Origin of the sequence: Mesorhizobium sp. ORS 3428, assembly GCF_001854785.1 — a bacterium.
Taxonomy (GTDB): Bacteria; Pseudomonadota; Alphaproteobacteria; order Rhizobiales; family Rhizobiaceae; genus Mesorhizobium.
Map to the genome: position 1 here is coordinate 180,584 of NZ_MDFL01000181.1, position 24,524 is coordinate 205,107.

Consider the following 24,524-nt stretch of genomic DNA (forward strand, 5'->3'; position numbering starts at 1 on the left):
TTCACCCCCGGCTGGTGCCGACGGGCCACGGTCTACCGGCGAGCCTCAACGGCCAAGGCTGCGGCRCGGTTCCACCGGCTTGATCTATCTGGAAAAATCGCTGCGCACGATGCCATGCCGCTGCAGCTTGTCGTAGAAGGTCTTGCGCGGAATGCCGAGCGCCTCGATCGTGCGCCGGACGTCGCCGTCGTTGCGACCAAGTGTCTCGCGGATGATTTCGGCCTCGTAGCGCTCCAGCCGCTCCGGCAACGGCATGGCGGCGTCCGAATCGGCCGGCAGGGGCGAACGGCCCTCATCGATCTCCTCCAGCCCGAGCACGAAGCGCTCTGCGAAATGGGCGAGCTCGCGCACATTGCCCGGCCAGTCATGTTCTCTCAGATGACGCTGGACCGCCGCCGGGGCGGTGGGCACCGGGCGGTGGAAACGGGCTGCCGCACGCTCGGCAAAGTAGCCGAACAGCAGTGGCACGTCGTCCCGGCGTTCGCGCAGCGGCGGAATAGAGAGCGTCACCACATTGAGCCGGTAGTAGAGGTCCTCGCGGAAATTGCCGCGCTGGGCAGGGTCGCTGAGGTCGACCTTGGCGGCAGCGACGACGCGCAGGTCGACCGGCCGAATTTCGTTGGTGCCGAGCGGCGTCACCTCGCGCATCTCCAGCACGCGAAGCATCTGCACCTGCGTCGAAKGCGGCATGCTTTCGATCTCGTCGAGGAAGAGCGTGCCGCCGCTCGAATGCTCGATGCGTCCGATGCGCTTCTTCTGTGCGCCGGTGAAGGCGCCGGCCTCATGGCCGAACAATTCGCTCTCGATCACGGTCTCCGGCAGGGTCCCGCAATTCAGCGCGACGAAATTGCCCTTGGCGCGACGGCTCCAGCGGTGCAGCAGGTTCGCAACGACCTCCTTGYCGGATCCGGTCTCGCCGGTAACCAGCACGTCGACGTCGGTGTCGGCGATCTGCCGCAGCATGCGCCGCAGCCGCTCCATCGCCGGCGTCTGGCCGATCAGCGGCAGGCCCTCCTGCGCCAGCTCGGCCGCCGCGCGCAAGGCGCGGTTCTCCATGACCAGCCGCCGCTTCTCCGCCGCGCGCCATACACTTTGCGCCAGCCGATCAGCCGCGAAGGGCTTGGTGATGAAATCATAGGCGCCGTCCTTGATCGCCTTCACCGCCATCGCGATGTCGCCGTGACCGGTGATCAGGATGACGGGGATATCCGGATCGAGGTCGACCACGCGATCAAAGAGCTGCAGGCCATCCATTTCGGGCATGCGGATATCCGACACCACGACGCCGGTAAAGTCGGCATCGAGGCCGGCAAGWGCCTCGCTTGCCGAGGAAAAGGCAGACACGGCAAAACCGGCGAGCTCCAGCGTCTGTTTTGTCGCCTTGAGCAGGTCGCTGTCGTCATCGATCAGGATGACCGAATTGCCGTTCGTCATGTCGGGTCAGCTTTCGCAAGATGGATGGTGAAGCGGGCGCCTCGGTCGCTGCTTGTCACCTCGATGCGTCCGCCATAGTCGGCGACGATATCCTTCGAAATGACGAGGCCGAGGCCGAGCCCCTTTTCCTTCGAGGTGTTGAACGGCGTGAACAGCGACTTCAGGATCGCCGGCGGGATTCCCGGCCCATTGTCGGAAACGATCAGCGCGAACCAATCGGCGGTTTCCTTGACGGACACTTCGACCCGCGCATCATCGCGGCCTTCCAGTGCTTCCAGCGCGTTCTGGAACAGGTTGATCAGCACCTGCTCGAGCCGCAGCCGATTGCCCATCACCTTGAGCGCCGGCGGCGGCAGCGTGATTGCCAGCGCCTCAAGCCTGCCGGCGAAACGGCTCCTGAGCAGCACCACAGCACCCTCGATGACGCTTCGCAATTCGACCGGCTCGGCCGCGGTTCGGCCTTTGCGGGCGAAGGCTTTCAATTCTTCGGTGATGGTTCCGATGCGCTCGGTGAGCGCGGCAATCGCGCCGAGATTCTCCTCCGCCGGCGCCGTCTGCTTGCGCTCGAGGAAAACGCGGGCGTTGTCGGCGTAGGCGCGGATCGTCGCCACCGGCTGGTTGATCTCATGCGCGACGCCGGCGGCGACCTGGCCGAGGGTCGCAAGGCGGTTGGCCTGCACCAGCTCCTGCTGCATGACCTGCAGCCTGGCTTCGGTGCTGCGGTGATCGGCGATCTCGGCCTGCAGCCGGTCGCGCGCCAGGCTGAGATCCTGCGTGCGCTCGACGACGCGGCGCTCGAGCTCGGCGCGCGCCGCCTGCTCGGCGGCGATCCGCATCTGGCCGGACTGCCGGCGCCACAAGAGATAGGCGGCGAACGCAATCAGCGGCACGACAACGCCGAGCGCCAGGAGCCGCATTTCACGCTGCGCCGAGGCAATCGGCGCTTCCGCAGGAACGAGATAGTCGAGCCGCCACGGCGTCGAGGGCACAGCCGTAGACAGCCGCAGATATTCCGCATCGCTGCCGCCCGGTGTGATCGCATGGACCAGCGCAACGTCGGCGCTGAGCGCCTGCGGCCTCGTGATCGGCAACGGCACCAGCGGCGCGTCGCCGAACTGCTGGCTGGCGCGGATATCGGCCAGCACCGGCTGAGCGAGCGGTGCCGTCGTCATGAAGCGCCAGGAGGGCACGCTGGTCACCAGCACCACGCCATGCTCGTCGCTCACATAGGCCGGGCGGCTCGCCTCGCGCCAATCGGCCTCGAGCTGGTCGAACTCCATCTTGACCACGACCACGCCCAGTGGTGCCTGCGCAGTACCGACGCGGCGCGAAATGTAGAGCCCCGGACGTTTGCTGGTATTGCCGAGGGCGAAATATTCCGCAGTGCCGGACTGCATGGCGCCGGAGAAATAGGCGCGGAAACCATAGTCGTTGCCGACGAAGCTCACCGGCTCGCGCCAGTTGCTCGAAGCGATCGCCAAGCCGTCGGTGCCGGTGACGTAGAGCACAGAGGCCTTGGTGCCGGAGACCAGCCCTTCGAGCTTGCGGTTCAAGACATCGATCGACCCGGGACTGCGCTCGATGAGCGCGTCATGCACCTGCTGGTCCTCGGACAAGAGCAGCGGCAGCGCGCGCGGATTTTCCAGCACCGCGCGCAGCAGCGCGACCTTGAGATTGGCATCAGTGCGCCCTTGCGCGGCAAGTGTCTCGATCTCGGTCGAGCGCCCGTAGAGTCCGGCGCCATAGAGCGCTGCGAAAACGATGACCAGTGCCACCGCCGCAAACAGCAGCCAGGCACGCCGCGCCCGTTTCGCGAGCAGTTCGGGCGTTGGGGAGAGGRCAGCGGCGGGGCGTTGCAGCATGGTGCATTTGTGCATGATTTCGCACAAAGCGCAATTCGTCCTATGCGGATTGCCGCACGAAGGCGGACCGCACAACAAGCAGGAAAGTCGAAAAAGCCAGCGAAATCAACACCGAACCCTTCTAAGGGCAATCTGGCACGCTCGTTGCAGATGCATCTGCAGCAGCCGCGAGGCTGTGCAAGTCAACTGCCCCGGGGAGGTCGAGCTTCTCGATCGGGGCCGAACGGAGGACATGATGCAGACAGCTATCGCTGCCGCGGAGCCGCGCGGCAAGATTCCCTTTTACCGGCATCTCTACGTGCAGGTTCTGGCGGCGATCGCCGCCGGCATCCTGCTCGGCCATTTCTATCCCGACATCGGCGCCTCGCTGAAACCGCTGGGCGATGCCTTCATCAAGCTGGTCAAGATGGTGATCGCGCCGGTGATCTTCCTCACCGTGGCAACCGGCATCGCCGGCGTCTCCGATCTGCACAAGGTCGGCCGCGTCGCCGGCAAGGCGATGATCTATTTCCTCGTCTTCTCCACGCTGGCGCTCATCGTCGGTCTCGTCGTGTCGAACGTCGTCCAGCCGGGCGTCGGCATGCACATCAACCCGGCGACGCTCGACGCCTCGAAGGTTTCGACCTTCACCGAGAAGGCGCATGACACGACCATCGTCGGCTTCCTGATGAACATCATCCCCGACACCATCACCGGCGCCTTTGCCCAGGGCGATATCCTGCAGGTGCTGTTCTTCTCGGTGCTGTTCGGCGTGGCGCTGGCGCTTGTCGGCGAGCGTGGCCGCCCGGTGGTCGATTTCCTGCAGGCGCTGAGCGCGCCGATCTTCYGCCTCGTCGCCATCCTGATGAAGGCGGCGCCCATCGGCGCCTTCGGCGCCATGGCCTTCACCGTCGGCAAATACGGTATCGGCACGATCGCCAATCTCGCCATGCTGATCGGCACTTTCTACCTGACGTCGCTGCTGTTCGTGCTGGTCGTGCTGGGCGCCGTCGCATGGTACAACGGCTTCTCCATCCTGGCGCTGATCCGCTACATCAAGGAAGAACTGCTCCTGGTGCTCGGCACCTCGTCGTCCGAGGCTGCCCTTCCGGGCCTGATGGCCAAGATGGAGCGCGCCGGCTGCAACCGCTCGGTGGTCGGCCTGGTCATCCCGACCGGCTATTCCTTCAACCTCGACGGCACCAACATCTATATGACGCTGGCCGCGCTGTTCATCGCCCAGGCGACCGACACGCCGCTCACCTTCGGCGACCAGATCCTGCTGCTGCTCGTCGCCATGCTGAGCTCCAAAGGTGCCGCCGGCATCACCGGCGCCGGCTTCATCACCTTGGCCGCCACGCTCTCGGTCGTGCCTTCCGTCCCAGTCGCCGGCATGGCGCTGATCCTCGGCGYCGACCGCTTCATGTCGGAATGCCGGGCGCTCACCAATTTCGTCGGCAATGCGGTGGCGACCATCGTCGTGGCGCGCTGGGAAGGCGAGCTCGACCAGAAGCAATTCGCCGCCGCCATGGCAGGCCAGTTGCCGGAAGAGGCGGATCTGTCGCTGTCGGGATTGCAGCCCGCCTAAGGCAATCCCAGGAAAAGGGTTTCCGCCCGCAATTGCGCCAGGCAGAACGCTCAGGCATCCTCCCGAGCCTGGACAGGCCGCGGCTTAAGCTGCGGCCTGTTCTTTTTGCGGAACGCCTCTTAGGGTGACGACGGCCGGCTCCGGCCGATGCAACCACTCAAACCGTGAGGCCGGCGAATGAGCAGTGCGTTTCCCGAAATCTACCTGGTCCGTCACGGCGAGACGGAATGGAGCACGTCGGGCAGGCACACCGGCCGCACCGACATCCCTTTGACCGCGAAGGGCGAAGAGGCCGCGCGCGGCGTCGCCGACCGCCTAACGGGCCTGACCTTCGAGGCGGTGTGGTCGAGCCCGTCGCAGCGCGCCTTCGACACCTGCCGGCTCGCCGGCTTCGGCGAGCGCGCGGTGAAGAAGGCCGACTTGCAGGAATGGGACTATGGCGCCTATGAAGGCGTGACGACAAAGGAGATCCTTGCCGCCCGCCCCGGCTGGCAATTGTTTCGTGACGGCTGCCCGAACGGCGAGACAGCCGCTGATGTCGGCACCCGGGCCGACGCCGTCATCGCCGACGCCCGCGCCGTCGGCGGCAATGTGCTGATCTTTTCAAGCTCGCATTTCCTGCGCGTGCTTGTCGCGCGCTGGGTCGGCCTGCCGCCGCAGGGCGGCGCGCATTTCGTGCTTGATACCGCGAGCCTCAGCGTCCTCGGCTACGAGCACGATTTGACGGAGTCGGTCGTTCGCAGGTGGAATCAGAAATAGCTGCGGGTCTCACCCAGCAAACATCGCCAATTCCTCGGCTGTCAGGTGACGCGCCTTGCCCTTGGCGAGATCGCCGAGCTGCAGCGCGCCGATCGCCACCCGCACCAGCCTGAGCACCTCGATGTCGAAGGCGCCGAGCAGCCGGCGGATCTGGCGGTTGCGGCCCTCGTCGAGCATAACCTCCAGCCAGGCCGTGCGTCCGCCGCTGCGCAGCAGCTCGATCGAGCTTGCCGTCAGCAATTCGCCGTCGACGACAAYGCCCTCGCGCAATCGCTCGAGCATCGCCTGATCGGGGGCGGAGCCGATCTGCACATGATAGGTCTTGGTAACATGTGAGGCGGGATCGAGCAGGCTGTTTGCCCAGCGGGTGTCGTTGGTCATCAGGAGCAGGCCTTCGCTCGCCTTGTCGAGGCGACCGACCGGCGAAACGAAAGGCAGGTCGAGATCGACAAGGCAGTCATAGACCGTGCCGCGGCCTTCGGGATCGTCTCGCGTCGTGACCAGCCCGCGCAGCTTGTTGAGCATCAGATAGACCTTGCGCTCGGCGACGACGCGCGCGCCGTCGACGGTGATGCGGTCGCGGTCGAGATCGACGCGCAGCGAAGGGTCGAGCGCCACCTTGCCGGTCACCCGCACGCGCCCCTCTGCGATGAGCAGTTCGGCCTGCCTGCGCGAGCAGAGGCCGAGTTTTGACAGCGCTCGGGCAAGGCYGACCTTGGGGACGGGAGCGCGTTGCTTGGCACCTGGTCGCGCCGGGATGAGCTTGCGTGTCATTCCGCGCAGATGCCATGCTTGGCGAGGAACGTGCAAGCCGGCCTCCGCAGGAGCGGGCATCGCGGCCTGAGCGCTGCGAGGTCACTGTTCCGGCGCCGCGCTCAACCGCCGGTAAGAGATGCCGTCGAAGGTTGCCGTCACGAAGTCCTTCACCGACATCTTGCGCTTGCGGCCGTCSCTRCAGGCATAGATAGGCCAGYCGGCTTCGCTGCATTCGCTCGCAAGGCAGATGCGCGCAAGGCAGTTCCCGGCAGTCAGCCGGAAGCCGCCCTTGCCGGCGAAGCCCTGCAGAAGGCTGCCGTCGGCCGAGCGCCATGTCCGCTGGCGAAATTCCGGCCGCAAGGCCGCCGGTTCGAGAGGTACGGCGAGATTGGCTGTACCGGTGCGCGCCATAAGCTGAAGACGGTAGCGCGCCATTCCGGTCGCATAGGCGGTCACAAGGTCGGATTCACGCAGATACGCCGCGGCCAACTCGGCGTGGTCGAGCAGATGTRGCGTTTGCTCGCCTGCCTCCGACGGTCGCGCCAGTGCAAGGATAGCGACAAGTGCCAGGCAAGCGCGCAACATCTCGATTTCCAGCAGCCATGCATATCCGGCGTGCCAGCGTCCCCCGGCTGCCTTCCATACCATCCCGCCAATCGGCCTCTGGCGCAAGATCAGCAGTGGCTTCCCATCCGCGCCAGGCATCGGGCCTGGTCGCGTGGCCGGCCGAGTCCCTCGTAGCGGCTTGCCRCCTCTTCGAAGGCGGCGAGCGCGCGCCCCTCTTTGTTCTGTGCCCGCCGCTGCACGCCGCGCGCTTCCCAGAGGGCGGCCGCCCAAGGGCCGCCTTGCCACATGCCGGCGATGCGTTCCGCGTCGCTCAGGCGGCGGTCGACCTGCTCCAAGTCGCCCGCCTCGGCAAGCGCGATTGCCGAGGCCGTGCGCAGTCCCATCGAGCAGGGCTGGCAGGCGCCTGGTGTCAACAGCCGGTCGCCGGCGAGGATCTCTTCCGCCACCATCTTCGGCGTCGATGCCGCCCGCACGGCCAGTGCCTGCATGCGCATGATGAGGTGAGGCGAGAGCCACGAGCGTTCGGCGTCGGCGAGGCCGCGTTTGATCAGCCGGCTGGCCCGCCATTTCTGGCCGCGCTCCAGCGCAATTTCGGCCAGCCGCTCGATTGCCAACACGCGACCGGCCACCGCATCCGCCTCCAGGAGCAGCCCCTCGGCTTCGGTGAGGAATTGCTCGGCCTCATCGAGGTCACCCGAAAACAGCGCCGCCTCTCCAAGAAGCAGGCAGGCGAGCCCGCGCCCGGCGCTCGATCCTGYTTCTTCGGCGACAGTGAGCAGTTCCCGGGCGAGTCCGGCGACCTCCGCATGGCCTTTCGCGCTGCAGAGACAGAACTCGGACAGGCAGAGGTGGCCGTCGAAGACATGTTGCACGAAGGTCGGCTTGGCGCGGACCCATTCGATGAATTCGGACCGGAACAATTGCGGCCATTGCGCCTGCATCATCGAGGCGAGCCCCAGCAGCGCGCTCGCCTCGCCGACTTCGCGCGGCAGGTCCGCCCCAAGGGCCAGGTCACGCGTCTGACGCGCGATCTCGCCCGCCTTGTCGAATTCGCCGCTCTGCAGGTGCACCAGGCCCCAGGCGAGCGAGGTGCGGATGCGCTCGGTCGAGCTGACGGTGTCGGCGCCTGAGAGCGCCAGCGCCTTCTCGTACAGAGCGATGGTCGCGGYACTTGGCCCGACGCCGAGCTCGGCATGCAGGTTGTCGCGAAGCTGATTGAACTGGCGGWTCGCGTCGACGCGGTTGCCCGCATCGAGCRCCTCCTGCATCAACGCGCATTGCGCCTGCTCGTCGGCCGGGTCGAGCGTGATCAACAGCTGCCACAGCCCGCCCGCTCGCAGCACGTCACTGTAGCGCTGCTGCAATTGCGCGCGAGGGGCGTCCAGCCATTCGACGAAAAGATCGTCCGGCAAAAGCCTGCCGCCATAGAGGTCGGCAGCACGTTCGAACGCAGCCTTTTCGCCGCCCCGCAGCGCCGTCTTTGCGGCCGCTTCGAAGCTTTCAACGTCGACCTCGAGCTCGGCATTGGGCGCAAGCGCGACCATGTCGTTGCTGATCTCGATAAGTTCGTGGACGCCGAGCGCGCGCCGCGCGAAATAGACGGCTTTGCGCAGGCTGGCGCCGGCCGCCTCGGGATCGGCGTCGGGCCAGAAAATCTCCATCACCTGCTCGCGATGAATGCGATGCGCGGAGTTCAGCGCCAGGAGCTTGACCAGTGCCGCAGCACGGTCGCGCCGCCACTCGGCCGGAGGGATCGGCCGGTCATCGACGCTGACGCTGAAGYGGCCGAGCAGATGGATCGAAACGCGCATTGAAGCACCATCCGGAAGACGGGGCGCCGGCGCCGAAGCCGTCACCAGCCAGTGGCCGTCGGGGAACGCTGGCGGAACATAGATTTCCTAATGTGCGCCCGCAATCGAATTCCAACCGGAAAAGGAAATGACCATGTCACTCCGTATCGCAGACATCGCCCCCGACTTCACTGCCGACACCACGGCAGGCCCGATCTCCTTCCACGAATGGTTGGGCAAGGACTGGGGCATCCTGTTCTCGCATCCCAAGGACTACACGCCCGTATGCACCACCGAGCTCGGCTACATGGCGCATCTCAAGCCCGAGTTCGACAAGCGCGGTGTGAAAGTCATCGGCCTGTCCGTCGACCCGGTCGAGAAGCATGCCGACTGGGCCAAGGACATCGCCGAGACTCAAGGCATGGCGCCGAACTTCCCGATGATCGGCGACCCGACGCTCGCCAWCTCGCAACTCTACGACATGCTGCCGGCTTCGGCCGGTAACAGCGCCGACGGCCGCAYCGCCGCCGACAACCAGACAGTGCGCAATGTCTACGTCATCGGCCCGGACAAGAAGATCAAGCTTGTCATATCCTACCCGATGACGACGGGCCGCAACTTCGACGAGGTGCTGCGTGTGGTGGACTCCCTGCAACTGACGGCGAAACATCGCTTGGCGACACCGGTCAACTGGAAGCCCGGCGACGACGTGATCATCGCGGGTTCGGTGTCGAACGATGAAGCAAAGCAGCTCTATCCGCAGGGCTGGAAGGAACCGAAACCCTATATCCGCGTCGTGCCGCAGCCTGTCCTGACCTGACAGGCCAGGCGTCGAGGTTTGAGTGGCGGGCATCGGCGGCGAGGTCGGGAGAGACGCGTCCTCGCCGCCAGTTAAAGGCAAACGAGCAAATTCAATCGGCGCCTCGGCATGGCGCAAAGACGTGGGGAACCGAGATGAGCACTGCAGAAAAACCGCGCATCGTCGTTTTGGGAGCAGGCTTCGGCGGCCTGGAAYTGACGACGCTGCTTTCCGAGGCGATGGGCGACAGCATCGACGTCACGCTTATCGACGGAAGCGAARCCTTCGTCTTCGGCTTTTCCAAACTCGACGTGATGTTCGGCCTGAAGGCTCTGGAGACTGTGCGCCTGCCCTACAACCGCTACGCTAAGCCAGGCGTGCGCCTGCTGAAGCGCACCATCACCGCGATCGATCCGGAGAAGCGCCGGGTCACCACCGATGGCGGTGTATTCGATGCCGATTATCTGATCGTGGCGCTTGGCGCCGAATATGATTTCGACGCCACGCCCGGGCTGTCGGGAACCAATGAGTTCTATACCGTTGCGGGCGYGGACCGACTGCGCGAGGTGCTGCCGGCCTTCAAGAAGGRCAGGGCGATGGTCGGCGTCTGCGGCGCGCCCTACAAATGCCCGCCTGCGCCCAGCGAATGCGTACTGATGCTGCATGACTATCTGGTGAGGCAAGGCGTGCGCGAGGCCTGCGAGATATCGCTGGTGCTCCCGCTCGGCAGTCCTGTACCGCCGTCGCCCGACACCTCGCGGGCGCTGCTTGCGGCCTTCGCCGAGCGCGACATCAAGTTCATCCCGAGCCGTCGCGTCGCTTCCGTCGACAACGCGCGTAATGTGGCCGTGCTCGACGATGGCAGGGAAATGCCCTTCGATCTTTTCCTAGGCGTTCCCAAGCACCGCGTGCCGCCGGTGGTGCTGGAAAGCGGCATGTCGGAGAATGGCTGGATCCCGGTCAACCCGCGCACGCTCGAAACGAAGTACGAGAACGTCTACGCCGTCGGTGACGGCGCCAACACCGGCACGCCCAAGGCCGGTGTGTTCGCCGAGGGTGCAGCACGGGCGGTGGCCACCGCGCTTATCGCAAAGCTGCGCCAGACCGGCAGCGGCACGCTCTATGACGGCTTCGGCACCTGTTACATCGAATTTGGCGGCGGCCGCATCGGCAAGGTCGAGGTCGATTTCTTTTCAGGCCCTGCGCCGACTGGCAACTACTATGAGCCTTCGCTGGCGCTTCGCGCCGACAAGGAGATATTCGGGTCCAGCCGGCGTTCGCGCTGGTTCGGGCTGTGAGCGGCGATTGAGAAGCGTTCTGGCTAGGGCTTTGGACCGTGCATGGCCCTTAGGCGCCGCGAGCCGGCGGCAGCTCGAACAGGGTGGCACCGTTCTCCCGGCCCCGGTCGACATAGCCGATCACCCGGAACCATCTTGCGACGTCCGGTCCATGCAGCCAGCTGCGCGAGTGGACCGGAAGGTTGCCGGCGAGCRCCTGGATATGGCGGATGTGGCGCTTGCAGAAGCGGACGGTCGCCGCGCTGAAGAAGTCCTCCCGTGYGGCAAACAGCGTGTCGGCCGCGTCGCTGTGCTCATRCCAGGCGATGATGGCGACCGCCTTGTCGCCCTGGACGAGCGCGTGCGCGCGGCCTTCCTTCAGGTTCATCATCAGATTGTCGTAGGCGGTCTTGCTGTCCTTGCCAGCCGCCAGGTATTCGTCCGACATTCGCTTGGACAGGTCGCGGAAAACATCCTCGAGGTCTCCGACCGTCGCTGCGCGTGCTCTCATTTCGCCTCCTGACAGCCCAGTAGGCAGTTTGCCCTATCGATCGGGGATCACCAAGCAAAGCAAATCCGCCAGCGGCCCGATGCGAGCAAACGCAATTCACAATCCCGTGATCGCCGTCGCCAGACCCATCGGCATGCGGCTTGAGATCGAAATGCCGGCGGCGGTCCGGCCAGTTCGGCTAGCCGCCGCGCAGCCGGATGATCGCTCGTCCAGCAGCGCGCGCCGATCAGCTCGCGCATCCATGTCGAAGCTTGCCGTGCTGCGGCGTCCTTTACTTGGCCCACGGCGCAAGGATGCGCGTTACATGCTCGGCGATCGCCAGGCTGGAGGTCAGCCCAGGGCTTTCGATGCCGAACAGATTGACGAGCCCAGCAATGCCGTGGGTTGAGGCATCCTGAATGACGAAGTCGCTGTTGGCTTGGCCCGGGCCGGAGAGTTTCGGCCGGATACCGCTATAGGCCGGCTGCAGGCTGCCGTCGGCCAGCTCCGGCCAATATTTGCGGATCGCAGCGTAGAAGCGTTCGCCGCGCGCCGGATCGACGCGGAGTCGAGCGTTTCGGTCCATTCGACGTCGGGCCCGAAACGAGCAGTTCCGCCAAGGTCAAGCGTCAGATGGACGCCGAGCCCGCCCGGCTCAGGCACGGGGTAGACGAGCCGCGAAAAGGGCGCGCGGCCTGCTACCGAGAAGTAATTGCCTTTTGCGTAGCGGAGCGTGGGCAGGAACTGGCGGGCGTAACCGTCGAGCGAGCCGGCCAATGCCACCGCGCCGAGGCCGGCAGCGTTGACCAGCCGCGATGTGGCGATCTCGAAAGCTTCGCCGCTTGCCGTGTCGGTCGTCTGGAGCACGATTTTGCCGGCCTCGATACGGCCTGAAACGATGCGCGTGTTGAGCGACAGCATCGCGCCGCTTTGCTCGGCATCGCCGAGCAAGGTCAGCATCAAGGCATGGCTGTCGATGATCCCGGTGGAAGGCGAAAGCAGCGCCTTCGTGCAATGCAGCGCCGGTTCCAGCGCCTGCGCTTCGGCGGTAGAGAGGAAGCGCAAATCTTCGACGCCGCAGGCGGCGGCATTGGCGCGGATCGTGGCGAGCACCGGCTCCTGAGCTTCGTCGGTCGCGACGATCAGCTTGCCCGAGCGGCGGTGCGGGATCGAGCGCTCGGCGCAGTAGCGGTAAAGCATGTCGCGCCCGGCAACGCAGAGCTGCGCCTTGAGCGAGCCCTCGGGATAATAGATGCCGGCATGGATGACTTCCGAATTGCGCGAACTCGTTTCAGTGCCGATGGCGTCCRCCGCTTCGAGGATGAGCGTGTCGAGGCCCTGGGCCGCCATGCTGCGCGCGACCGCGAGACCGATGACGCCGGCGCCGGCAATTACGCAATCGACCTGTTCCATGCCCTGTCCRTTCGGTTACGCCAGCGGCGCGCCACAGTTTCTTCGAGGATCATATCGCCCGTGTTCATCAGTGTCGGCGTTTATGTGCCGCGGCCTGGGTGTTGGGTTTGGTCTCGGCAGAGGTTCAGATCGCATGGCGCTATCGATCGTGACACGGCGGCTCTTGCAAGCAGGTTTCGCGATCAGGCATCAAACGGCCGAACGCAAGGCGYAGCCCAAGATTCTCAACAAGCGAGACGGTGCAATCTTCGCTTGCGCGCCCGCAGACAGGAGCCATCATGGACAACAGACCGAATTCCCCTGAAGCCCGCGATATCCGCTACCACCTGCATGCCTACACCAATGCCCGCAAGCATCAGGAAACGGGTCCGCTGGTGATCGAGAAGGGCGACGGCGTCTATGTCGAGGATATCGCCGGCAACCGCTACATCGAGGCGATGGCGGGCCTGTGGAGCGCCGCCGTCKGCTTCTCGGAAAAGCGGCTGGTCGAGGCGGCCACGCGGCAGATGTCGAAGCTGCCCTTCTATCACGACTTCGGCTCAAAGGCGCATTCGCCGCTGATCGACCTGGCGGAGAAGCTGGTGCAGATGGCGCCGGTGCCGAWGAGCAAGGCCTATTTCACCAATTCCGGTTCCGAGGCCAACGATACGGCGATCAAGATGATCTGGTACCGGTCGAACGCGCTCGGCCAGCCGGCGCGCAAGAAGATCATCAGCCGCAAGCGCGGCTACCACGGCGTCACCATCGCTTCGGCGAGCCTCACCGGCCTGCCTAACAATCATCTCTCCTTCGACCTGCCGATCGCCAACATCCTGCACACCTCGACCCCGCATCATTGGCGCRATGGCGCGCCCGGCGAAAGCGAGGAGCAGTTCTCCAGTCGTCTCGCCGACGACCTCGAGAAGCTGATTCTCGCCGAGGGGCCGGAGACCATCGCAGCCTTCGTCGGCGAGCCGATCATGGGCGCCGGCGGCGTCATCGTGCCGCCAGCCGGCTACTGGGAAAAGATCCAGGCAGTGCTGTCGAAATACGGCATCCTGCTGGTAGCCGACGAGGTGATCTGCGGCTTCGGCCGCACCGGCGAGATGTTCGGCTCGCAAACCTTCGGTATCAAGCCCGACATCATGGTGCTGTCGAAGCAGATCTCGTCGTCCTACCTGCCGATCTCGGCGCTGCTGATCAACGATCATGTGTTCGAGCCGATTGCCGACGAAAGCGACCGCATCGGCACTTTCGGCCATGGCTTCACTGGTGGCGGCCATCCGGTCGCTGCGGCCGTCGCGCTGGAGAACATCAAGCTGATCGAGGAACGCGACCTCATCGACAATGCGCGCAAGGTCGGTGCGCATTTGCAGGCCCGGCTGCTCAAGCTGGCCTCGCATCCGCTGGTCGGCGAGGTGCGCGGCGTCGGCCTGATCGCCGCCGTCGAACTGGTCGCCGACAAGGCCGGCAAGGCGCCCTGGGGCAAGCCTGCTGCGCTCGGCGCCCTGGTCAACGGCCTGCTGCAGCAGAACGGCGTGATCTCGCGCAACATGGGCGACGCTATCGCCTTCTGCCCGCCGCTGATCATCACCGAGGCCCAAATCGACGCGCTCGTCGATGCCTTTGAGCGATCGCTCGACGCCGCGCTGCCGCAGGTCCGGGCGCAGGTCTGAACCATACCGACCTGCGCGCCGTCGGACCAAACAGGACGAAATTTCTCGGACCGGCGAACCGCCTGCGGGTTCGATGCAGGCTTCACAGCGCCGACGGCGGCGTTTCCGAGGGCATAGCCCGCAAAGCTTCGTCGAACGCTTCATCCTCCACCCGGCATATCCRCAGCCGCCTGTCTGAAGCTGCGCTCGATATTGGCGGTAAAGGTGCTGTCGTTCGCAAAGTGGTCCCACAAGATGAAACCAGCAATCAGCGCGACCACAAACAAGGTTGTACGCATCGGAACCTCCCTCAAAGTTCCGAGCGCTATTATCCTCCTGCGGCGCCTAGAATACAAGCAAGTGCTAATATAATACGAGCGCGTTGCCAAGCATGTTAAGCCCGCGCGCGGCGCCTATCCGCTTGGGGTTTTCCTTCGCGAGGGAAAACGGGGCATCTGATACTGTGGGAGTTTGGGGTGCAAACGTCGGAGATGCTCGACGACCGCGACCGCGCCGGCGCCCCCGCTGACCGCCGCCGCTGCACCATSCGGCCGGGATCGARCACCGGAATCGCCGGTCACAGGTCGAGATGCTTGTAGACGGTCGTCCGCGAAAGGCCGAGCCGGCGGGCGGTTTCCGAAATATTTTCGAACGCATCGCGATAGGTGCGGCGAATTTCGCGGCACCTGCTCTCATCGAGCGGGTGTCCGCGGCAGGCGGCGCAACAGTCCTGATCGTCAGGGTATGAGAAATCTTCGAACGATCCTTCGTCCACGAAGTCTACGCTGCGGACAAGCGCGCGTTGCAGCRCCGCCTGGAGCTCTCGGATGTTGCCGGGCCACTTGCGGCGCGACAGCACCGCGATCGCCGCATCCGTGATTGCCGCGTCCGGCGCGAGCTTGCGCATCAGGTGCTGCACGATCAGCGCGAAATCGGAACGTGCCGCCAACGGCGGCAGATGCAGCGTGAAGGCGTTGAGGCGGTAGAGCAGGTCGGCGCGGAAGCTTCGCGCCGCAACCATTTCGCCAAGATCGCGGTTCGTGGCCGACACGATCTGYACATCCACCCTGTGTGTGTGCTGCCCGCCGACCGCTCGGACTTCCATCGAATCGAGGAAGCGCAGCAAAGCGGTCTGGGCAGGCAGCGGGATGTCGGCGACCTCGTCAAGRAACAACGTGCCCCTGTCGGCGAGACGCGCGAGGCCGGGCGCGCCCTCGTTCCGGGCGTTGGTATAGGCGCCGCGCTCATGTCCGAAGATCTCCGCGATGAAAAGCTGTTCCGGCACCGCGCCGCAATTCACGGCGACGAACTCGCCTTTCCTGCCACTCACCGAGTGGACGTGCCGCGCCATCAATTCCTTACCGGTTCCCGTCTCGCCGGTGATATGGATCGGCATGCRCAATGCGGCAGCCCGGGCGATCTCGGCCACGGCGCGCTTCAGGGCGCGGTCCTCGCACACGAAAGCGGGTGCGTGGTCGTCTCGAGTTGCAGTGTTAGCCCCGGACCGGCGCACCGGTGGTCTGGCGCCGCGCGGGGCTATCTGCCGACACACCATGAAGACGCCGCTGCCGGCCCGGTCGCGGATGGAGGTCACGCCGCCGTTCAGCAGGCCGCTGATGGTCGCCTCGAAGCCCGTCTCGAACAACTGGTCAAAATGGCTGCCGGCCGCCGCCGGGAGACCGGCAAGCAACGAGGTGCCAGGCCTGTTGAGCGAAACGACCTCGCCGTCGGGCGAAACCGCCACCAGGCCGGCCGAAAGCGTGTCCAAATATTCGGCGCGGGGGTGAAACGCCAGGATGAAGCATTGCGAGCGTTCCTGGAAGATCAGGCCGTTCTCGATCTGGGCTGCCGCCATGCGCACCAATGCGTGCGTATGCTGCTGGCGGGCTTCATTGGAGCAGGATGCGTCGAGAAGGCCGAGGATGCGCCCGTTGGAATCGAGGATGGGTGCTGCCATGCAGCTCAAATGGCCATGGCAGGCGAAGTAGTRCTCGCGCCCGTAGACGGCGGATGCCTGCTTGCCCGCGGCGGCCAGGCCGAGCGCATTGGTTCCGTGCCGGGCCTCGCTCCACAGGCTTCCGGGAATGATGGATCGGCCCGCCGCGCTCTCGGCGAAATGCTGGTCGCTGATCGTGTCCAGCACCACGCCTTCCGCATCGCCGAGCGCGATGATGAAGTTCGACCCGGCGATCTGGGAATGGAGCAGCTTCATCTCGGCAAGCGCCAGGCGCCGCAGTGCCGCTACCTGCTCGCGCTTGCGGGTCACCTCGGCAAAGGCGATCACCTCTGCGTTCGGGACCGAGCGGGGGTCGAGCCCGAGATCGCGGCAGCGCTGCCAGCTCTCGGCTATGGCTGCCGGCAGCGTCCCGCCCGGCAGCCGGTCTCCCCGTTCGAGGGCCTGGCGAGCGCGGTCAATTCCGGACAGCGGCAGCATGATTCCTCCACTGCGCCGCGCCCACGTAGGACGCGCCGCGACATCGAGTTGGGCTTGGCGGGAAACTGAACGGCGTGCGCCTGGAACCGTTCAGCCGGTGGACAGGCGCACTCCGGATTCGGAATTCCAACCAACTGATTTCATTGCCATTTGTAATCTGGCACGAGGGTTGCTGCTCTGGTGGCCGAGGGCCTGCATAACGCTGGGGCCCACGGAGGAAACAATCATGAAAGCCCAGGTTCTCACCAGATATGACGACAGCCTGACCGGGAGCGAATGGGTCTCCCAGCAGGAGGTCCCGGACCCGAAAATCACCAAGTCCACGGACGTGATCGTGCGCATCGGTGGCGCCGGCGTGTGCCGGACGGATCTGCACATCATCGAGGGCGTGTGGCGCCCACACATGGATCCGACCGGAGACGCGCTGCTGCCGCTGATCATGGGCCACGAGAACGCCGGTTGGGTCGAGGCGATCGGCAAGGAAGTCGAAGGCATCAAGGTCGGGGACCCGGTCATCGTCCATCCGAAAATCTCGGGCGGCACCTGCCTCGCGTGYCGCCGCGGTTTCGACATGCATGGTCCGGGAAAGTTTCCGGGGCTCGACTGCAACGGCGGCTACGCCCAGTATCTTTGCACGTCCGAGCGCAACATCGTGCCGCTGCCGAAGACGCTCGCGCCGAAGGATGTCGCGCCTTATGCGGATGCCGGCCTGACGGCCTATCGCGCGGCCAAGAAGGCGAGCCGCCACCTGCTGCCCGGCGAAAGCTGCGTGGTGATCGGAGCAGGCGGGCTGGGGCACATCGGCATCCAGTGCCTCAAGGCGATGTGCGCGGCGGACGTGATCGTCGTGGACAAGTCGGACGACTCGCTGGCGCTCGCCGGGCGCATCGGCGCAGACAAGCTGGTCAAGGCGGACGGTAACGAGGTCGAGGCCGTGCTGGCGCTGACGGACGGGCAGGGTGCGGAGGCCGTCATCGACTTCGTCGGCGAGAAGGGAACGACCGCCAGGGGCTTGGCCATGACGCGACCGATGGGCAGCTACTATGTCGTCGGCTACGGCGAGGACATCAAGGTTCCGACCGTTGACATGGTCATCACCGAGAAGAACATCATCGGCAATCTGGTCGGCACCTGGGCCGAGCTTGTCGAACTCATGGCGCTCGCCGATCGCGGCCTGGTCGACCTGACGACGGTCGAATACCGGCTCGCCGACGCRAATAAGGCGCTCCACGACCTTCACCACGGCAAGATCCACGGCCGTGCGGTGCTCATTCCCTGACAAGGGGAATGCGGACCCGGGACTGGTCGTGCGATCGCCGTCCGGCCAGGCCCGAAAGGCCGAGCCATGTCGCGGGGCAGCCGGTGCTTGCCTCGTGCCGCTTCCGCGCATCAGGAGGCTGTCATGCCGTCCACTGGCATCAATGAAAGCTGGAGCCGCGCAAAGAACGTCTGGGCGACGTGCAACCAGATGCGCGCCGCTCGGAGAAGGACACCGGGAGGAGACATGTGCAAGCTCCTGGCCAGGCAGGATCCGCGTCGCTTCAGGCAGACCAGCCGGTCGCTGCGCATCTCGGGACAGTCGACCAGCATCAGGCTGGAAACGGCGTTCTGGGAAATACTGGACGCCGTTGCGGCTGGCGAGGGCATGTCGGTATCGCGCCTCGTCGCCTCGCTTTACGACGAGGCGGTGGACCTGCATGGCGGGGTCGCGAACTTCGCGTCGCTCCTGCGCACGGTCTGCCTCATCTACCAGGGCGAGCGCGCTGAGATGACTATCCGCCGGCATCCGCCGGCGTGACGCCTCTACGGGTGTGCCGGCCGCGGCGGCGCCGCGGCATGGCGCAGTCACGATGGCTTCCCTGCGCGCGTTTCGCCGCCGATGCGGTTTTCCGCGATCCAGCGGGCCGCGAGCACGAGCGCGCCCATGGAGAAGTCCTTGCCGTGCTTGGCCACCATCTCTTCCGACAGCCTGGCAAGTTGCTGAAAGAATGCGTCCTTGCTCAGTTCTTCCGGGGTCAACTGTGTCTGCTGTGTCTGCATCGTTTCCTCCTTATCGTTGCCGCCGGTCATTTGAACATCTGAGCGGGAAATGTGATGAGGCTGGCGCCTCCGTCCGCCGTGCCCGCCGCCAGGTGACGGYCATCGGCCGACCAAGCCAGGGCCCTGACCGTTCCGCCGGAGGGCTTGACCAAAAGCTCGTCGCGTTCGCCGATCTGGGCGACGACGATCTGACCGTTGGCGAAGCCGGCGGCTGCAAGCGGTCGGGTCGGATGGCCTGCCACCGCCTCGACGATGACCAGTCCTGGACGTCCTGTGACGAGCGCGCCCCTGGTCTCGCCGTCGAGCGGCGGAACCTTCATCGACCAGGCGGCGATCCGGAACGCGCCGGAGGCAACCAGCGCATCGGCGCGTTCGCTCCAGGACACGGTGCGCACCATGGCAGGGAAATCGCTGACAGTGCCCGCCCTCCCATCGGCCAGACGGGCGACGCCGAAGCCGCCGGATGCCAGGGGGCAGGCAATCCATTCGCTGTCGGCACTCCACTGCACCGCTGCAGGGGGCTGGGGGAGGCGGATCGTTCGAGCCAGGGCGGGTTCGCCCACGAGTGTCCAGATCGAAATCTCTTTGCCGCGGCACACGGCAAGCTGCCGGCCGGAGGGAGAAAAGCCGAGCGCGGCGACTGTGCCGCCGCCGTGTCGCGGCAACGAGCGGATGGTGCCGCCCGAAACGGTCGCAAGAAGGACGTCCGCACCGTCGCTGACTGCCGTCAGGCCTTGCCCCCGGGCATRATCGAGGGCCACGACCGCGCCGTCCAGTCGGATGTCCGTGTTGCTGACCTCTCCGGTCAYGGTCACGCGCACGATCCTGCCGTCCGACGCTCCGGCGAGGAAACCCGATTGTCCGGACGCTGCAATCAAGGGCGCGCCGTCGCGGAGGCRCTCAGTGACGATGAGCGGTGCCGGGGGCTTCTCGCGGGGCCGGATCGTCGTCTGGCCGARATCGGCGCTCACCCTGACGCGCGACTCCGGCGGCTCGGGGTCGGAGAGCGAGGCGATAGCAATCGTGCCGTCCGCGCAGGCGAAGGCCGCCACCGAGCTGTCGGCACTGAACCGCAGGGCCTCGACGGCGGATGGCAGCGCCCAGCTTCTGCCGAGAAGATCGAACAATGTCAGGTTGCGTACATTCTGCTGGTTCATGCTCCCTGCTCCCTTCATTCACGTCCGGCCTCGGCCAGCAGGCGGTCGACCTCGTCCACCTGCTGTTCGACGGCGGCGATGCGCTCCTCGCAGTCCGACAGCGCATTGCGGATCCCGTCGGCGCTCCTTTCCGCGCCATGCAAGTCTCGCACCAGTTGCTCGGAGGCACCGTCTCGGCCGAGCTCGAGTTCCATGCGCAGGATGTCCATTTCGATCGCTCCCAGGAACTGGGTCCATTTGAGGGCCTCCGCGTTCAGCGCCGACAAGGCCGTTACGAGCGACAGGCGCCTCTCCAGCAGTTCCGTGCGCGCATGTGATGCGTCCGTCATCGCGATCCTCCTTGCTGCAACCAGGGCGTCGAGGGAGAACTGAGATGTTCGAGACCACCGGCAGGACGTTCTTCGAAGCGTTGCACGCCGCCGCCGCAAAGCGGCTGGGCCAACAGCATCCATGCTGCTTGGCGATCGCCGAGGCCGCGCGGGAGACGGAAGCGACGGCAGTCCGCGCGGCGCAAGCCGCCTTGAATTCCCTGCCGAAAGACGTGCTGGTCGCGCTCATGGCCGACGCGCACAAGGCGTTGCGGGAAGACCCGTCGGCGATCCTCGGAGCATGGGGCGGCTCTGCTTCGCGGCATTGACGGCGTCCTCAACGATCGTCCCGCGGTGTCTCCGGCGCCGGTGCCGCCCAGCTCGACAGGAGCTGCGGCAGGCCCGGAACCTGGCTGCGAAACTGCCGCTCGGCCATCGCGATGTGGCCCTTGAGCTGATCCCAGATGTCGACGCGCAGCAGGGAGGTGCTGTCGCCGATCAGGCGCTCGATCTCCTCGATGCGAAACTGACGGGTGAGCGCAACGCCCGAGAAGACGAAATCGCGCATCAGCAGTGCATGCCGCTCGATGAAGGCGTGGATCATCGGGTGCGTTTCCTGCGTCATGCCGGCGGYGGCCATCTCCGCTTCCATGAAGGTCTGGAAGTGCCGCTGCAGCAGGTTCTGGCTCTCGCCGAGGAAGCGCATGGTGAACACCAGATCTCGCGGCATCAGGCGAACCAGATCGGAGGTGACGTCCTCCTCTCCTTTGCRCCTCGGTAGAGGGCGGTCTTCCTTTCCGGGCATGGTCGTTCCGTGGACTGCGCTTCGGCTTGCGTACGATCAAAAGATAGGATCGGCTTTGCAAGTTGTCGATAAATGATTATGCTGCTATTGCTAAGTAATATTTTGCAAAAGCGAATTAGTTTCCAAATATTACAAATGTAAATTGCGAATGTAACGTTTCTTTACAGTTGTATGTTCCCGGGCTGTCCGCCCTCGACATCTGAGGCGCGCACACAGGTTGATTTGCCGGCGAGTGATCAGATGCTTCGGTCTTTCCTCAAATTGGCACGCCCCTTGCTTGATAGGTTTGCATAAGAAGCCCATCGCGTCTGAGGCGCGGTGYCACAAGAACGAAGGAGCGGAGGAGGAGACCGGAAAACCGCATGTGTGGGTCGCGGCGGCGCGTGGCGCCAAGGCATTCCGGAGGTCTCATCGCACACCTTTGCCGTGATCCACTTGAACGGTTGGCCGGGCGCCTCACCGCGCTCATCGCCTGACCGCTCGATCTGCAACTGGCGGCGGTGTGTGCCGCGACCGCCCGGGCCATGGGGTCCGGGACTCTAATCTGGTGGAGGCTTATGGCTATGACGTCTTTGACGCTCAACAAAATCACCTCGCAACGCGGCATTTCCGTGGGCGAGGCGACCAAGAAGATTTCCGACCTCGGTTGGAACCCGACCTACGTCCAGGAGGCGATGACCTTCCCGACGGACTACAAGATCACCAAGGCGCCGCGCGATCCGATGAAGCAGGTGCTGCGCTCCTATTTCCCGATGCAGGAAGAGAAGGACAACCGCGTCTACGGCGCTCTCGACGCGGCGCTGCGCGGCGACATGTTCCGCAACGTCGAGCCGCGCTGGGTGGAGTGGATGAAGCTGTTCCTGGCGATCATCCCGTTCCCGGAAATCTCGGCGGCGCGTTCCATGGCGATGGTGGCGCGCCTTGCCCCTGGCGAGGACCTGCGCACCGGCTTCACAATGCAGATGGTCGACGAGTTCCGTCACTCGACCATCCAGATGAACCTCAAGAAATGGTACATGGAGAACTACATCGACCCGGCCGGGTTCGACATCACCGAGGAGGCGTTCGGCAAGTGCTACGCCACGACGATCGGCCGCCAGTTCGGTGAGGGCTTCATCACCGGCGACACGATGACGGCCGCCTGCATGTACCTGACGGTGGTCGCCGAAACTGCCTTCACCAACACGCTCTTCGTCGCCATGCCGTCGGAAGCCGCCCGCAACGGCGACTAYGCGCTTCCGACCGTGTTCCTGTCGGTGCAGTCCGACGAAAGCCGCCACATCGGCAACGGCCACTCGCTGCTGATGGCCGCGCTGAAGGAGCCGGAAAACCATCTGCTGCTCGAGCGCGACCTGCGCTACGCCTTTTGGCAGAACCACGYGATCGTCGATGCCGCCATCRRCACCTTCATCGAATACGGYACCACCAACCGCGACAAGTCCAAGGAGTCCTACGCGGAAATGTGGCACCGGTGGATCTTCGAAGATTACTACCGGACCTACATGCTGCCGTTGGAGAAGTACGGCATCAAGATTCACCACGACGACGTCCAGACCGCCTGGAAGCGCCTCACCGAAAAGTTCTACGTGCACAAGGTGGCGCAGTTCTTCGCCGTCGGCTGGCCGGTGAACTTCTGGCGCATCGAGGCGCAGCGTGACGCCGACTTCGAATGGTTCGAGCACAAGTATCCGGGCTGGTACGCCCAGTTCGGCGAATTCTGGAAGTGGTACGACAAGCTCAGCCACAAGGGCGAGAAGGTGCTGCTGTTCAACGAGGCCGTCGGCTACGTCTACCCGCATCGCTGCTGGTCCTGCCTTGTGCCCTGCCTCATCCGCGAGGACATCGTCACCGACGAGATTGACGGCAAGCTCTACACCTTCGCCCACGAGCTCGATCGCTGGACCGTGGTCGAGGCGTTCGYCGACGAGTACCAGGGCCGTCCGACGCCGGCGATGGGCCGCTTCAGCGGCAAGCGCGAGTGGGAGACGCTCTACCACGGCTGGGATCTGGCTGACGCCATCAAGGACCTGAACTTCGTCCGGTCCGACGGCAAGACACTGGTGCCGCAGCCGCACCTACGCTTCGACGACAAGGAGATGTGGACGCTCGACGACGTGCGCGGCCACACGCTCCAGTCGCCGCTGACGCTGCTGCGCGAGATGAGCCCCGCGGACCGCGAGAAGCACCTCGCCGAATACCGCGCCGGCTTCACCATCAACCCCTGCAACTAATCGCAATTGCCGGATGGAGGCCCGCTGGGGCCTCCATCCCAAGCGGACACGGCCGATCCCGTCCCACTGGGCGGGCAATGGCGGAGCTTTGGGAGGAGAAACGATGAGCGGCGCTCACACAGTGCGTCTTGAGCCGGTCGGGGTCGAGTTCGAGGTCGAGAACGGCGAGACGGTGCTGAACGCGGCATTCCGTCAGGGAATCGCGCTGCCGCACGGCTGCAAGGAAGGCCAGTGCTCGRCCTGCAAATGCGTGCTGCGCGAGGGYGAGGTCGACATGCTGAAATATTCGACCTTCGCGCTCAACGACATGGAAAAGGAAACCGGGCACATCCTTCTGTGCCGGTCGATCGCCTATTCCGACATGGAGGTCGAGCTCCTCAACTACGACGAGGAGGTGCTGTCGAAGTCGATCGCGGTGAAGACCTTCAAGGGTCGGATCGTCAATGTCGAGAAGCTGACGCACGACATTCGCGGCATCCAAATCGAGCTCAACTCCCCGATCAAGTTTTGGGCCGGGCAATATGTCGACATCACGGTCACCACGGAAAAAGGGGAGACGATTACGCGCTCGTTCTCCATGGCAAATACGCCGGACGAAGCCCAAAAGCTCTCCTTCATCATCAAGAAATATCCCGAAGGAAAGTTCTCCGGAGAACTCGACTCCGGAGGAATCCGAGCCGGAGCCGAGGTTACCGTCGTCGGACCCTATGGAACCTGCTTCCGACGCGAGGACCGCCAAGGTCCTATCGTCCTCGTAGGCGCGGGCTCGGGCATGTCGCCGGTCTGGTCGATCCTCAACGACCACCTAAACAGCGGCGAAAAACGGCCGGTCTATTTCTTCTACGGCGCGCGCACCCAGGAGGACCTGTTCTACCTGGACCGCATCGCGGAAATCGAACGGCAGCACCCCGAGCTCAGCTTCATTCCGGTGCTGTCGCACGTCAACGGCGATGCCTCATGGCAGGGCGAACGCGGCTTCGTGCATGAGCGCGTCGACGCCAAGCTCAAGGAGCTCGCCATCGACGGGCAGGGCGATGTCTACGCCTGCGGCCCGCMGCCCATGATCGACGCGCTCCAGCCTGTCCTGTTCATGAACGGCTTCGAGGCGGAGCGCATCTTCTTCGATCGCTTCACCACCACGTCTTCCGGCGCCGGCACGCCGGGACATTGAGACCGCCGCGGCGGATTCACCAGCAACTGC

At 64.9% G+C, this 24,524-nt stretch carries 22 protein-coding genes and 1 pseudogene; 10 read left to right on the forward strand and 13 right to left on the reverse strand.

Going from position 1 to position 24,524, the window contains the following annotated elements:
- Positions 1 to 84: 84 nt before the first annotated feature.
- Together ORS3428_RS30120 and ORS3428_RS30125 are read right to left on the reverse strand one after the other, a co-directional pair.
- Positions 85 to 1,434 (reverse strand): sigma-54-dependent transcriptional regulator, encoded by a 1,350-nt coding sequence (locus ORS3428_RS30120; RefSeq protein ID WP_071101901.1) that lies wholly within the window; start codon positions 1,432 to 1,434, stop codon positions 85 to 87.
- Positions 1,431 to 3,296, reverse strand: coding sequence for a sensor histidine kinase (locus ORS3428_RS30125; RefSeq protein ID WP_108723226.1), 1,866 nt, complete (start codon positions 3,294 to 3,296; stop codon positions 1,431 to 1,433). Before ORS3428_RS30125 ends, ORS3428_RS30120 begins: the two co-directional genes overlap by 4 nt.
- A gap of 235 nt (positions 3,297 to 3,531) precedes the next feature.
- On the opposite strand from ORS3428_RS30125, the gene ORS3428_RS30130 reads away from it, so the two are divergent.
- Positions 3,532 to 4,863, forward strand: a complete 1,332-nt coding sequence (locus ORS3428_RS30130) for a dicarboxylate/amino acid:cation symporter (protein ID WP_071101961.1) — start codon at positions 3,532 to 3,534, stop codon at positions 4,861 to 4,863.
- A 177-nt stretch (positions 4,864 to 5,040) separates the two neighbouring features.
- Positions 5,041 to 5,622 carry a histidine phosphatase family protein gene (locus ORS3428_RS30135; RefSeq protein WP_071101903.1) on the forward strand — a complete coding sequence of 194 codons (582 nt, stop codon included), beginning with the start codon at positions 5,041 to 5,043 and terminating at the stop codon, positions 5,620 to 5,622.
- A 9-nt stretch (positions 5,623 to 5,631) separates the two neighbouring features.
- Here ORS3428_RS30135 and ORS3428_RS30140 read toward each other — a convergent pair whose 3' ends face one another.
- The 3 genes from ORS3428_RS30140 to ORS3428_RS30150 all read right to left on the reverse strand — a co-directional run bounded on the left by ORS3428_RS30140 (position 5,632) and on the right by ORS3428_RS30150 (position 8,756).
- On the reverse strand, positions 5,632 to 6,396 hold the full coding sequence (locus ORS3428_RS30140) for a pseudouridine synthase (RefSeq protein ID WP_071101904.1): 765 nt from the start codon (positions 6,394 to 6,396) through the stop codon (positions 5,632 to 5,634).
- An 81-nt stretch (positions 6,397 to 6,477) separates the two neighbouring features.
- Positions 6,478 to 6,963, reverse strand: a complete 486-nt coding sequence (locus tag ORS3428_RS30145; RefSeq protein ID WP_244508143.1) for a hypothetical protein — start codon at positions 6,961 to 6,963, stop codon at positions 6,478 to 6,480.
- An 89-nt stretch (positions 6,964 to 7,052) separates the two neighbouring features.
- On the reverse strand, positions 7,053 to 8,756 hold the full coding sequence (locus ORS3428_RS30150) for a BTAD domain-containing putative transcriptional regulator (protein ID WP_071101905.1): 1,704 nt from the start codon (positions 8,754 to 8,756) through the stop codon (positions 7,053 to 7,055).
- A 133-nt stretch (positions 8,757 to 8,889) separates the two neighbouring features.
- Here ORS3428_RS30150 and ORS3428_RS30155 point away from each other — a divergent pair, with 133 nt between their 5' ends.
- Together ORS3428_RS30155 and ORS3428_RS30160 are read left to right on the forward strand one after the other, a co-directional pair.
- A complete protein-coding gene (locus ORS3428_RS30155; RefSeq protein WP_071101963.1) occupies positions 8,890 to 9,555 on the forward strand; it encodes a peroxiredoxin in 666 nt (221 codons plus the stop codon).
- Between the two features lie 134 nt (positions 9,556 to 9,689).
- Positions 9,690 to 10,832 carry an NAD(P)/FAD-dependent oxidoreductase gene (locus ORS3428_RS30160; protein ID WP_071101906.1) on the forward strand — a complete coding sequence of 381 codons (1,143 nt, stop codon included), beginning with the start codon at positions 9,690 to 9,692 and terminating at the stop codon, positions 10,830 to 10,832.
- A 49-nt stretch (positions 10,833 to 10,881) separates the two neighbouring features.
- Here the strand turns inward: ORS3428_RS30160 and ORS3428_RS30165 are convergent, their stop codons facing one another.
- Complete coding sequence (locus tag ORS3428_RS30165; protein ID WP_071101907.1) at positions 10,882 to 11,322, reverse strand: hypothetical protein; 441 nt, start codon at positions 11,320 to 11,322, stop codon at positions 10,882 to 10,884.
- Between the two features lie 271 nt (positions 11,323 to 11,593).
- Positions 11,594 to 12,714: pseudogene (locus tag ORS3428_RS30170) on the reverse strand (NAD(P)/FAD-dependent oxidoreductase).
- 278 nt (positions 12,715 to 12,992) lie between these two features.
- On the opposite strand from ORS3428_RS30170, the gene ORS3428_RS30175 reads away from it, so the two are divergent.
- Positions 12,993 to 14,369, forward strand: a complete 1,377-nt coding sequence (locus tag ORS3428_RS30175) for an aspartate aminotransferase family protein (protein WP_071101908.1) — start codon at positions 12,993 to 12,995, stop codon at positions 14,367 to 14,369.
- 140 nt (positions 14,370 to 14,509) lie between these two features.
- Here ORS3428_RS30175 and ORS3428_RS33435 read toward each other — a convergent pair whose 3' ends face one another.
- Together ORS3428_RS33435 and ORS3428_RS30180 are read right to left on the reverse strand one after the other, a co-directional pair.
- Positions 14,510 to 14,647 (reverse strand): hypothetical protein, encoded by a 138-nt coding sequence (locus ORS3428_RS33435; protein WP_157896001.1) that lies wholly within the window; start codon positions 14,645 to 14,647, stop codon positions 14,510 to 14,512.
- Positions 14,648 to 14,925: 278 nt separating this feature from the next.
- Positions 14,926 to 16,782 carry a sigma-54-dependent Fis family transcriptional regulator gene (locus ORS3428_RS30180; RefSeq protein WP_071101909.1) on the reverse strand — a complete coding sequence of 619 codons (1,857 nt, stop codon included), beginning with the start codon at positions 16,780 to 16,782 and terminating at the stop codon, positions 14,926 to 14,928.
- Positions 16,783 to 17,008: 226 nt separating this feature from the next.
- Here ORS3428_RS30180 and ORS3428_RS30185 point away from each other — a divergent pair, with 226 nt between their 5' ends.
- A complete protein-coding gene (locus ORS3428_RS30185; protein WP_071101964.1) occupies positions 17,009 to 18,061 on the forward strand; it encodes an NAD(P)-dependent alcohol dehydrogenase in 1,053 nt (350 codons plus the stop codon).
- A 225-nt stretch (positions 18,062 to 18,286) separates the two neighbouring features.
- A complete protein-coding gene (locus tag ORS3428_RS30190; RefSeq protein ID WP_071101910.1) occupies positions 18,287 to 18,580 on the forward strand; it encodes a ribbon-helix-helix domain-containing protein in 294 nt (97 codons plus the stop codon).
- Positions 18,581 to 18,627: 47 nt separating this feature from the next.
- On the opposite strand, the gene ORS3428_RS30195 is transcribed toward ORS3428_RS30190, so the two are convergent.
- Genes ORS3428_RS30195 through ORS3428_RS30205 form a run of 3 tightly spaced genes read right to left on the reverse strand, consistent with a single transcriptional unit; the run spans position 18,628 to position 20,308 of the window.
- Positions 18,628 to 18,852: a hypothetical protein gene (locus ORS3428_RS30195; RefSeq protein WP_244508144.1), complete on the reverse strand. Its 225-nt coding sequence runs from the start codon at positions 18,850 to 18,852 to the stop codon at positions 18,628 to 18,630.
- Entirely contained in the window at positions 18,849 to 19,979 is a 1,131-nt protein-coding gene (locus tag ORS3428_RS30200) for a WD40 repeat domain-containing protein (protein WP_071101911.1), read from the reverse strand. Before ORS3428_RS30200 ends, ORS3428_RS30195 begins: the two co-directional genes overlap by 4 nt.
- Positions 19,980 to 19,993: 14 nt before the next feature.
- On the reverse strand, positions 19,994 to 20,308 hold the full coding sequence (locus tag ORS3428_RS30205; protein WP_071101912.1) for a hypothetical protein: 315 nt from the start codon (positions 20,306 to 20,308) through the stop codon (positions 19,994 to 19,996).
- A gap of 44 nt (positions 20,309 to 20,352) precedes the next feature.
- Here ORS3428_RS30205 and ORS3428_RS30210 point away from each other — a divergent pair, with 44 nt between their 5' ends.
- Positions 20,353 to 20,616, forward strand: a complete 264-nt coding sequence (locus ORS3428_RS30210) for a hypothetical protein (RefSeq protein WP_071101913.1) — start codon at positions 20,353 to 20,355, stop codon at positions 20,614 to 20,616.
- An 8-nt stretch (positions 20,617 to 20,624) separates the two neighbouring features.
- Here ORS3428_RS30210 and ORS3428_RS30215 read toward each other — a convergent pair whose 3' ends face one another.
- On the reverse strand, positions 20,625 to 21,092 hold the full coding sequence (locus ORS3428_RS30215) for a hypothetical protein (RefSeq protein WP_071101914.1): 468 nt from the start codon (positions 21,090 to 21,092) through the stop codon (positions 20,625 to 20,627).
- Positions 21,093 to 21,649: 557 nt separating this feature from the next.
- Here ORS3428_RS30215 and ORS3428_RS30220 point away from each other — a divergent pair.
- Complete coding sequence (locus tag ORS3428_RS30220) at positions 21,650 to 23,323, forward strand: aromatic/alkene/methane monooxygenase hydroxylase/oxygenase subunit alpha (protein WP_201788350.1); 1,674 nt, start codon at positions 21,650 to 21,652, stop codon at positions 23,321 to 23,323.
- A gap of 103 nt (positions 23,324 to 23,426) precedes the next feature.
- Positions 23,427 to 24,494 carry an NADH:ubiquinone reductase (Na(+)-transporting) subunit F gene (locus ORS3428_RS30225; RefSeq protein ID WP_071101916.1) on the forward strand — a complete coding sequence of 356 codons (1,068 nt, stop codon included), beginning with the start codon at positions 23,427 to 23,429 and terminating at the stop codon, positions 24,492 to 24,494.
- Positions 24,495 to 24,524 lie beyond the last annotated feature (30 nt).

Bases quoted from the DNA above. Each gene is read 5' to 3' on its own strand.
- ORS3428_RS30210 (WP_071101913.1), top strand. From the start codon at position 20,353: ATGTTCGAGACCACCGGCAGGACGTTCTTCGAAGCGTTGCACGCCGCC.
- ORS3428_RS30135 (WP_071101903.1), top strand. From the start codon at position 5,041: ATGAGCAGTGCGTTTCCCGAAATCTACCTGGTCCGTCACGGCGAGACG.
- ORS3428_RS30205 (WP_071101912.1), bottom strand. From the start codon at position 20,308: ATGACGGACGCATCACATGCGCGCACGGAACTGCTGGAGAGGCGCCTG.
- ORS3428_RS30195 (WP_244508144.1), bottom strand. From the start codon at position 18,852: ATGACCGGCGGCAACGATAAGGAGGAAACGATGCAGACACAGCAGACA.
- ORS3428_RS30190 (WP_071101910.1), top strand. From the start codon at position 18,287: ATGTGCAAGCTCCTGGCCAGGCAGGATCCGCGTCGCTTCAGGCAGACC.